The organism is Frankia sp. AgB32, from assembly GCF_023243045.1.
GTDB lineage: Bacteria > Actinomycetota > Actinomycetes > Frankiales > Frankiaceae > Frankia.
In genome coordinates this window covers 1-9291 of sequence record NZ_JALKFX010000054.1, presented here as the reverse complement: position 1 = coordinate 9291, position 9291 = coordinate 1, and the positions used below count along the sequence as shown (strand labels likewise).

The following is a 9291-nucleotide window of genomic DNA, read 5'->3' as shown; positions in this document are numbered from 1 at the left end:
GCGTCCCCGGCGGGGGGCGCCGGGGGGGGGCGGCGCGCCCCGGGCGGCGGTCAGCCCGGCGGCCGGACCTGGCCGCGCCGGCCGGTCTTCCTCCCCGCCCCCCGGCAGGTCTTGCCACTCCTGTGCCGGGGCCATGCGCCCGTCCTGTTCACGCGCTCCGGACGCGGTCAGCCGAACCGTCCGGAGACATAGTCCTCGGTTCGCTTCTGGGACGGGCTGGTGAAGATCTTCGTGGTCTTGTCGAACTCGACGAGGCGGCCGGGGTCACCGGTCTTCTCCAGCGAGAAGAAGGCGGTGGCGTCGCTGACCCGGGACGCCTGCTGCATGTTGTGCGTGACGATGACGATCGTGAAGCTCGACTTCAGCTTCGTGATGAGGTCCTCGATCGCCAGGGTCGAGATCGGGTCGAGCGCCGAGCAGGGCTCGTCCATGAGCAGCACCTGCGGCTCGACCGCGATCGCGCGGGCGATGCACAGCCGCTGCTGCTGGCCGCCGGACAGCCCGGCGCCGGGGCGGTTCAGCCGGTCCTTGACCTCGTCCCAGAGGTTCGCGCCGCGCAGGGACTCCTCGACCCGCTCGTCGAGCAGCGCCTTCTTGCGCACCCCGTTGAGCTTGAGCCCGGCGATGACGTTCTCGTAGATGGACATCGTCGGGAACGGGTTCGGCCGCTGGAACACCATGCCGACGGTGCGCCGGACGTTCACCGGGTCCATTCCGGGCCCGTACAGGTCCTCACCGTCGAGCAGCACGCTTCCTTCGACCCGCGCACCGGGCAGCACCTCGTGCATGCGGTTCAGCGTGCGCAGCACCGTGGACTTTCCGCACCCGGACGGCCCGATGAATGCGGTGACGTTCTTCGGTTCGATGGTCAGGTTCACGTCGGACACGGCCTTGAACTTGCCGTAGTACGCCGTCAGCCCGGTTACGTCGATGCGGGTGGCCATGACAACCTCGACTCACGATCTGTCTGGGACGCGGTTCGCTGCTCGTGCGGAGTTGGTGGGGTGGCGCGGGTCACTTCAGCTGGTTACGGCTCGCGAACAGCCGCGCGACGAGGTTGAGAACCATGATGATGATGATCAGAACCAGCGCTGCCGCCCACGCCCGGTCGACCGCGACCTGCTGGGGCGCCCCGGCCTGCGAGTAGATGTACAGGGGCAGGGAGCTCTGCTCGCCGGAGAACGGGTTCGCGTTGATGAGGTTCGTCCCGAAGACGGTAAGCAGCACCGGGGCCGTCTCGCCGGACACCCGGGCGATCGCCAGCATGACGCCGGTCACGATGCCCGGTATGGCGGTCGGTACGACGACCCGCAGGATCGTCTTCCACTTGGCGATACCCAGCGCGTAACCGGCCTCGCGCAGCTCGTTCGGTACGAGCTTGAGCATCTCCTCCGAGGAACGGACGACGGTCGGGATCATCAGCACGACCAGCGCCAGCGAACCGGCGAATCCGGAGAAGCCCTGGTGCAGGGCCAGCACCCAGAACGCGAGGATGAACAGGCCGGCGACGATCGACGGCAGGCCGGTGAGAACGTCGACGAAGAAGCTGATCACCCGGCTGACCCGGCCGCGGCCGTACTCCACCAGGTAGATCGCGACCAGCAGGCCGAACGGCACGGCGATCAGGCTGGCGATCAGGACCTGCTCGACCGTCCCGATGATCGCGTGGTAGATACCGCCACCAGCGTCGCGGGCGCCGATGCCGTTCATCGAGTGCGTGAGGAAGCCGATGTCCAGCCGGCTGGCGCCCTTGCTGATCACGCTGGCCAGGACCGCGACCAGCGGAATGACCGCGAGCAGGAACGCCGTGTAGACCAGCGTCGTGGCGAAGCGGTCCCGCGCCCGGCGGGAGCCCTCGACGACGGCGGAGATCACCGTGATCGCGATCAGGAAGAGCACCGCGGCCATCAGCACGATCTGGATCTCGCTGTCGACCGATGTCAGCAGGTAGATCAGCAGGGACACCACGAGGGCGCCGGCGGCGACGGCGAACGGGGTCCAGCGCGGCAGGGTCGCGCCCCGCAGGTTCAGCCGGTCGTCGTCGGCGACGGCCGGCTCTGGCGCGGTCGCGGTGCTCATGCGGAGCTCCCCGAGAAGTCACGACGGCGCGCGATGATGGCCCGCGCGATGATGTTGACGATCATGGTGACGATGAACAGCACAAGACCGGACGCGATGAGCGCCCCCTGGCCGATGCTGTTCGCCTCGCCCCAGCCGTTCGCCACGTTCGCGGCGATGGTGTTGCCGGCGGGTTCGAGCCAGTGCCAGGAGATCTTGAACGACGCCGGCAGGACCAGCGCGACCGCGATCGTCTCGCCCATCGCCCGGCCGAGGCCGAGCATCGACGCGCTGATCACGCCGGGCTTGCCGTAGGGCAGCACCGCGGTGCGGATCATCTCCCAGCGGGTCGCGCCGAGCGCCAGTGCGGCCTCCCGGTGCGCGATCGGGACCTGCAGGAACACCTCACGCGACAGGGCGGCGACGATCGGCAGAATCATGATCGCGAGCACCACCCCGGCGACGAGGAAGGACCGTCCCACCGAGTCCGCGTTGAACAGCGGGATCCAGCCGAGGTAGTCGTTCAGCCAGAGCTGGACGCCCTTCATGTTCGGCGCGAGCACGATCAGGCCCCACAGGCCGTAGACGACGCTGGGCACGGCGGCCAGCAGGTCGACGATGTAGCCAAGGATCGAGGCGAGCTGCCGGGGCGCGTACACGGTGATGAACAGCGCGATCCCGACGGCGACCGGCACCGCGATGATCATCGCGATGGCGGCGGTGACGACTGTGCCGAACAGGGTGGCGGCCACGCCGAACTTCGGCGGGGTCTCGTTGGGGAACCACTCCTGGGTCGTGAGGAAGTGCCCGGTGTTGGCACTCAGCGCGTGGGTGGCGCGCAACACCAGGAAGATGGCGATCGCGGCGATCAGAACCAGCAGGCCGATGCCCGCCGTCCGGGTGATGTTCTTGAAGACCAGGTCCGCCGTGCCGATCGCGGACTTGCCTGCTGACGCGACCGGCGGCGGCGCCGCCTTCGGCGTCATGATCGTGGCGGGAGTCGCCGTCTCGGTCGCCGGCGTGGCCGTCTCGGTCGCCGGCGTCTCGGTCGCCGGCGTCTCGGTCGCCGGCGTCTCGGTCGCCGGCGTCTCGGTCGCCGGCGTCTCGGTCGCCGCCTTCGCCGTCTCGTCGGTCAGCGGCTTGTCCTCCGCCGACCCGGTCGTGGGCGGTTCGCCCACTGGCGGGTCCGTCGCCGAAGCGGCCCCCCGCGGCTCGGCGTTCTCTGCCGAGCTGTCCGGCTCCGTCGTCATCGTCCTCTCCTTGCTACCCGAACGGGACGCCCGATCATGGTCCCGGGTGCAGCGTGTTTCGAGTCGCGGCGCCGAGGCCGCGGCCGCGGTACATCGACGAACCCGCGGCGGGGAAGCGCTCCCCGCCGCGGGTACCGAAGGTGCCGGTGACTAGCTCAGCTTGCCGATCTGGGTCCGGACCGCCGTGGCGACCGAGTCCGGCAGCGGCGAGTAGCCGAGGGCGGCGATCTTGTTCTGGGCGTCAGCCGAAGCCGTGTAGGTCAGGAACGACTTGACCAGCGCCGCCTGGTCCGCCGGCAGGCCGGAGGTGCAGGCGATCTCGTAGGTGACCAGGTAGACCGGGTAGGCCCCCTTGGTCGCCGTGGTGTAGTCGAAGGTGAGCTTGAGGTCCTCACCCGCGGCGATCTTCGCGGTGCTCAGCCCGAGAGAGGCAGCGTCCGTGCTCGGCGCGATGTACTCGCCGGCCGCGTTCTTGACCTTGACGGTCGAGAGCCCGGCGTTCTCCGCGTAGGAGAGCTCGGCGTATCCGATGGAGTTCTCGGTGGACTTCACCGTCGAGGTGACGCCGTCGCTGCCCTTGGCGCCCTGGCCGCCCGGGGCGGTCCAGTCGGAGCCGCCCTTGTAGGTCCAGTCGGCGGCCGCGGCGCCGATCAGGAACTTGGTGAAGTTGTCCGTCGTGCCGGAGCCGTCGGACCGGTGCACCGTGGCGATCGTCGCGGACGGCAGCGAGGCGCCGCTGTTCTCCGCCTTGATCGCGGCGTCATCCCACTTGGTGATCTTGCCCGAGAAGATCTTCGCGAGGGTCGACGCGGAGAGCTGCAGGTCCTTGACGCCCGAGATGTTGTACATGAGCGTGACCGGACCGGCCGCCATCGGCAGGTCGACCGCGGTGCCGGGCGCGCAGCGCTTGTCGGCGTCGGTCTTCTGCTGCTCCTTCAGCGCCGAGTCGGAACCGGCGAACGAGACCTGCTTGCTGATGAACTGCTGACGACCGGTCGACGAGCCTGTCGACTGGTAGTTGATCGTCGCACCCGAGCACGCGGCCTGGTACGCCTTCACCCACTCGTCAACGGCGTTCTTCTGCGCGGACGAACCGGAGCCGGTGATCGACCCCTTCGCGCACGAGATCGTGCTCGCGCTGGCCGAAGCCGAGGTGGTCCCGGTGTCGCTGTTGTTGTCCGTTCCACACGCTGCCACGGTGAGCAGCGCCACCACGGCTGCCCCGACCGCGGCCTGACGCTTGCCTAGCTTCACTAGCAGCCCTTCGTCCCAACGCCGACCTCGGCGCCTGAATTTTGTCCGCCCCCCGGACGGGGTGCCGGCGAGAATCGAAGCGATCCCGAGTGAACGAAAGATGAACAACCGCATACGCCAACCCGTCACCAACCGGAACACATCCATGTCGGATGATTTACGTCCGGTTGACCGGCGTTGGCACCAAGGTTGTATATCGGACAGCAATGAGTTCATAGCTCATAGTAATTTTGATCTGACGCACAACACCGAACGACCGCCGCCCAGCGGTTCGGAACACTCGCCGCCGACCGGGCCCCGCAACCCGCCGACCAGCGTGGGGCGGTCGAACGAGGGTCGCGCACAGGACAATGCACGGACAAGAGGCTGACAAGTCACCGCGAAGCTACGGACAGCGAACGTTGGCCCGCGGGGCGCTGGACCGATTCGGAATGATCACGGGCTCGCGTCCGGATTCCGCCGCTTCGCGGTCACCGGAACACCACCCGGCCGGTCGGCGATGATGTCCCGCTGATTCCGAATGTTCATCGGCGCTCCCCATGTCGCGCCCACCCCACTGTGCCCCGCGACGCAGCGGGGCGAAGTGCGCCGAAGCGGCCGAAGCCGCGCGCGGCGCTACGCAGATGATCAGGACGTGCCGGCGGAGTTACCCGACGTCCGCTCTGCCCGGAGATCTCCACTGGCCATCAGTCGGCCGCCATGATTTGCTAGACAGCAACATCGAAGTAGCTGAGAGTATCGGGGCAACGCCTGGCAGTCCGTCTCGGTGGACATGCCTGCCTGGATCTCACGCACCGTGGGGAGATGCCGCCGCCAGGTGGTCCCGCGGCCCGTACCGAAGATGCTGGCCGCCGCCGACCACGCGGCGGGCGCCCGCCCCCGAACCTCGCACCCACGTACAGGAGGACGGCGAGATGATGAGCACCGTCGACAGCGGCGATCTCCTGCCGGAACCCCGTCCGGTCACCGGAGGGCGCCCCCCGTCCCTGGCCGAGGTGGTCACGGTCCACGACGGGCAGCGCGTCCGGCACGAGCTGATCCTGGCGCCGGGCGCCACCGCGGCCGACCTGACGACCGCGATGATCCTCGTCCCGCCCACCGCCAGCCTGGTCAGCCACCACGGCGACGTCGATGTCTCGCTCGTCTTCCGGGAGGTCCCGCGCGACTCCGAGCGCGGGCTCCGCGGCGAAGCGGTGCCTCGGCAGGGCGGCGGTCACTCCTGACCCGCGCCGGCCAACCACCCGGAGGCGACCGATCCCGGGCCGCCCGCCCGACGCGCCCCCCGGGCGGGCGGCCCGACGCGGATCCGACCGGTCGCAGGCAATATCGTGGCGGGGTGGCTGTACTCACCGCTCGTGCGACCGACTTCCCGCGCTGGTACCAGGACGTGCTCGCCAAGGCCGAGCTCGCCGACAACGGCCCGGTCCGCGGGACCATGGTCATCCGACCGTATGGCTACGCCCTCTGGGAACGCATGCAGGCGGACGTCGACGCGAGGATCAAGGCCGCGGGCGCGGCCAACGCGTACTTCCCGCTGTTCATCCCGGAGAGCTACCTGCGCCGCGAGGCCGAGCACGTCGAGGGCTTCAGCCCCGAGCTCGCCGTCGTCACCATCGGTGGCGGCAAGGAGCTGGAGGAGCCGATCGTCGTCCGGCCGACCAGCGAGACCGTCATCGGCGAGTACCTGGCCAAGTGGACCCAGAGCTACCGTGACCTGCCGCTGCTGCTCAACCAGTGGGCCAACGTGGTCCGCTGGGAGCTGCGGCCCCGGCTGTTCCTGCGCAGCAGCGAGTTCCTCTGGCAGGAGGGCCACACCGCGCACGCCGACGAGGCGGACGCCGCCGCCTACGCCCGCCGCATCGCGCACGACGTCTATCGCGACTTCCTCACCGACGTCCTCGCCATCCCGGTGTTCATCGGGGCGAAGACCCGCCGGGAACGCTTCGCGGGTGCCACGAACACCATGACCTGCGAGGGCATGATGGGCGACGGCAAGGCGCTGCAGTTGGCCACCAGCCACGAGCTGGGGCAGAACTTCGCCCGCGCCTTCGACATCGACTTCCTCGGCGCCGACGGCGCCAAGCACCTCGCGTGGACGACCTCGTGGGGCTGCTCGACCCGGATGGTCGGCGGCCTGATCATGGCCCACGGCGACGACAACGGCCTGCGTGTCCCGCCGAGGCTCGCGCCGACGCAGGCGGTGGTGCTGCCGGTGCGCGACGACGAGGCCGTGGTGACCGCGGCGCGGGAGATCGCGGCCGCGCTGACCGCCGCCGGGGTGCGTACCCAGCTCGACGCCCGGCCGGGGCTCTCCTTCGGCCGGCGGGTCACCGACGCCGAGATCAAGGGCATCCCGGTCCGGGTCGAGGTCGGGCCCCGCGACCTCGCCGCCGGCACGGTCACCCTGGCCCGGCGGGACACCTCGGTGAAGGCGCAGGTCCCGCTGACCGAGGCGGCCGGACGCGTGCCCGCGCTGCTCGACGAGGTGCAGGCCAGCCTGTACGCGGAGGCGCTGGCACTGCGCGAGAGCCGCACCGCGGACGTCACCACGCTGGCGGACGCGGCCGCCGCCGCGCAGGACGGCTTCGCCCGCATCCCGTGGCGCCTTGTCGGCGAGGACGGTGAGTCGCGCCTCGCCGAGGACGCGCTGACCGTGCGGTGCCTACAGACGCCGGACGGTGCCGTGCCCGCCCCCGGCGACGATCCGGCCGAACTGGTCGGCCTCGTCGCCCGCTCCTACTGAGCCGTTCGGCGCCCCGGGCGGCGAACCTCGCGGTCCGGGGCGGTTCTCCCGGCCCGGACCTGACCACCTGGCGTTAGCCAGAACGGGTTATCTGTTTTGCGGTCCTTCGGCTCGCTTGCTACGGTCACCAATGTCCCTACCTGCCCGAAGTCGTTAAGCACGTTTTCTCTTCCCGGAAAACGCCGAGCCGTTCGCGCTACGCAGAACAGGTAACATGCTCCAACAAGACGAATTCGAGCAGCTTGTCGCCCGCAGACTTGGCCTACCGGACACAACGGTGGCCGCCGGAAGCCGGCTTCACGAGGACCTCGGTCTCGATTCCTTCCGCCTTCTCGACCTCTGTCTCTTCGTGACGGATCTCGGCGCCGACCTTACCGAGCAGAACTGGCTGGAGGTCACGACCGTCGGAGAACTGTACGGCCGTTATCGGGCCGGGCGGCTACCGGCGGACGCGCCCGCCCGCACCCCGGGCGCCGAGGCGCGGACGAGCGTCGCAAACCCGCCAGGCGTCGGGAACCCGCCGGACCAGTCCGTCCCGCCGCCCCGCTTCGCCGGGCGGTACCTACGGCTGATGCCGGTGCTGCCGTCGTCGACGCCGTTCCTGTACGAGCTGGCCGTCACGCCGGATATCGGCTTCCGCTGGCGATACCGGGGCTCGGTGCCGGCCTACCACCAGTTCGAGCAGGAGCTGTGGCAGGGGGTGCTGACCCAGTTCCTGATCGAGTCGGTCGAGGCGGGCCGGCCGGTCGGGCACGCGATCTGCTACAACCCGGAGTTCGCGCTCGGCCACGCGTACGTCGGCGCGGCGGTCTCGGCGGACTACACCGGCTCCGGCCTGGCGGTCGAGGCGCTCGACCTGTTCGTGCGGTACGTCTTCGACATCTGGCCGTTCCGAAAACTTTACTTCGAGGTCCCGGAATTCAATTATCCGCAGTTCGCGGCGGCCGACCGAGCGAATTCCGCAGGTGGCTCGCTCGAACTCGAAGGCCGCCTGCGGCGGCACGACTTCTATCGCGGCCGCTACTGGGACCGACTCATCCTCGCTGTCTACCGGGACGGTGAGGGCAGCACGGCCTGATTCACCATCTCGAACATGGCGCCCACGCCGACCACCGCCGGAAGAAAGCCGTCGACCATGGTCTATCTGCTGGATCGCATGAGACGCGCGAGCGCCGGGCCGAACGCGGTGACGTTCCTGGCGCCGGACGGAGGCGAGCGCGTCGGCTGGGCCGAGCTGTACGACGACGCCCGCCGGACCGCCGCCGGACTGCAGGCGCGCGGAGTCGGCCCGGGCCGGCCGGTCGTGATCCTGGCGGCGACCTCCCGGGCAACCGTCACCGCCGCGATGGCGGCCTGGCTCGCCGGCGGCAGCCTCACCATGGCGCCAACCCCGGCGAGAACGGTCGACCTCGCCCGCTACCTCACCGACACCCGACACCGGTTCGACTCGCTCGGCAATCCGCTCGTGCTCGTCGGCGCGCCCTGGGAGGACGCGCTGCCCGCGCTGAGCGGCGGAGCCGGCCGGGTGGTGGCACTGGCCGACGTGGTCGGCGACCGGCCCACCAGCGGGTGGCGCCCACCTGCCCTGACCGCGGACGATCCCGCGATCCTCCAGCTGACCAGCGGTACCACCGCCAGTCCCCGGATCGTGCGGATCAGCCACGGCAACCTCGCCGCGAACGTCGAGGGCATCCGGGTCGCGACCAGCCACGAGGCCGTGCACGGCGCGATGCTGTCCTGGCTGCCGCTGTCCCATGACATGGGACTCATCGGCGGGTTCATCCTGCCGATGGCGTGCGGCCGGTGCGACGCGCTGCTGTCCTCCCCGGCCGACTACCTCGCCAGGCCGGCGAGCTGGATGCAACAGATCGCCCACCACCGCGCCACCAACACGGTCGGCCCCGGTTCCGCCTACGCCGTGGGGGGGCCCCGGGGGGGGCCCCCCCCCCGCCCCCCCCCCGGGGCGGCGGCCCCACCGCCCGGGGG

General features: G+C 70.1%; 8 protein-coding genes. 4 read left to right on the top strand and 4 right to left on the bottom strand.

What is annotated here, in order from left to right; genetic code table 11:
- Window positions 1-167 precede the first annotated feature (167 nt).
- The 4 genes from pstB to pstS all read right to left on the bottom strand — a co-directional run bounded on the left by pstB (window position 168) and on the right by pstS (window position 4562).
- Entirely contained in the window at window positions 168-944 is a 777-nt protein-coding gene (gene pstB, locus MXD60_RS17195) for a phosphate ABC transporter ATP-binding protein PstB (protein WP_248820328.1), read from the bottom strand.
- Between the two features lie 70 nt (window positions 945-1014).
- Window positions 1015-2079, bottom strand: a complete 1065-nt coding sequence (gene pstA, locus MXD60_RS17190) for a phosphate ABC transporter permease PstA (RefSeq protein WP_248820327.1) — start codon at window positions 2077-2079, stop codon at window positions 1015-1017.
- Window positions 2076-3308: a phosphate ABC transporter permease subunit PstC gene (gene pstC, locus MXD60_RS17185; protein WP_518468135.1), complete on the bottom strand. Its 1233-nt coding sequence runs from the start codon at window positions 3306-3308 to the stop codon at window positions 2076-2078. The genes pstA and pstC overlap by 4 nt, the downstream gene beginning before the upstream one ends.
- 150 nt (window positions 3309-3458) lie before the next feature.
- On the bottom strand, window positions 3459-4562 hold the full coding sequence (gene pstS, locus MXD60_RS17180) for a phosphate ABC transporter substrate-binding protein PstS (protein WP_248820326.1): 1104 nt from the start codon (window positions 4560-4562) through the stop codon (window positions 3459-3461).
- A gap of 914 nt (window positions 4563-5476) precedes the next feature.
- Between pstS and MXD60_RS17175 the strand changes: the two genes are divergently transcribed.
- From MXD60_RS17175 to MXD60_RS17160, 4 genes are all read left to right on the top strand, one after another.
- Window positions 5477-5785 carry a frankia-40 domain-containing protein gene (locus tag MXD60_RS17175; protein WP_248820325.1) on the top strand — a complete coding sequence of 103 codons (309 nt, stop codon included), beginning with the start codon at window positions 5477-5479 and terminating at the stop codon, window positions 5783-5785.
- A 113-nt stretch (window positions 5786-5898) separates the two neighbouring features.
- Window positions 5899-7305, top strand: a complete 1407-nt coding sequence (proS, locus tag MXD60_RS17170; protein WP_248820324.1) for a proline--tRNA ligase — start codon at window positions 5899-5901, stop codon at window positions 7303-7305.
- 214 nt (window positions 7306-7519) lie between these two features.
- Window positions 7520-8383 carry a GNAT family N-acetyltransferase gene (locus MXD60_RS17165; RefSeq protein ID WP_248820323.1) on the top strand — a complete coding sequence of 288 codons (864 nt, stop codon included), beginning with the start codon at window positions 7520-7522 and terminating at the stop codon, window positions 8381-8383.
- Window positions 8384-8440: 57 nt separating this feature from the next.
- Window positions 8441-9291: AMP-binding protein (locus MXD60_RS17160; protein WP_248820322.1), on the top strand; the 851-nt coding region annotated here is incomplete at its 3' end.

Excerpts from the sequence above, each read along its gene's own strand:
- MXD60_RS17165 (WP_248820323.1), top strand. The coding sequence starts at position 7,520 with ATGCTCCAACAAGACGAATTCGAGCAGCTTGTCGCCCGCAGACTTGGC.
- pstA (WP_248820327.1), bottom strand. The coding sequence starts at position 2,079 with ATGAGCACCGCGACCGCGCCAGAGCCGGCCGTCGCCGACGACGACCGG.
- pstC (WP_518468135.1), bottom strand. The coding sequence starts at position 3,308 with ATGACGACGGAGCCGGACAGCTCGGCAGAGAACGCCGAGCCGCGGGGG.
- MXD60_RS17175 (WP_248820325.1), top strand. The coding sequence starts at position 5,477 with ATGATGAGCACCGTCGACAGCGGCGATCTCCTGCCGGAACCCCGTCCG.
- pstB (WP_248820328.1), bottom strand. The coding sequence starts at position 944 with ATGGCCACCCGCATCGACGTAACCGGGCTGACGGCGTACTACGGCAAG.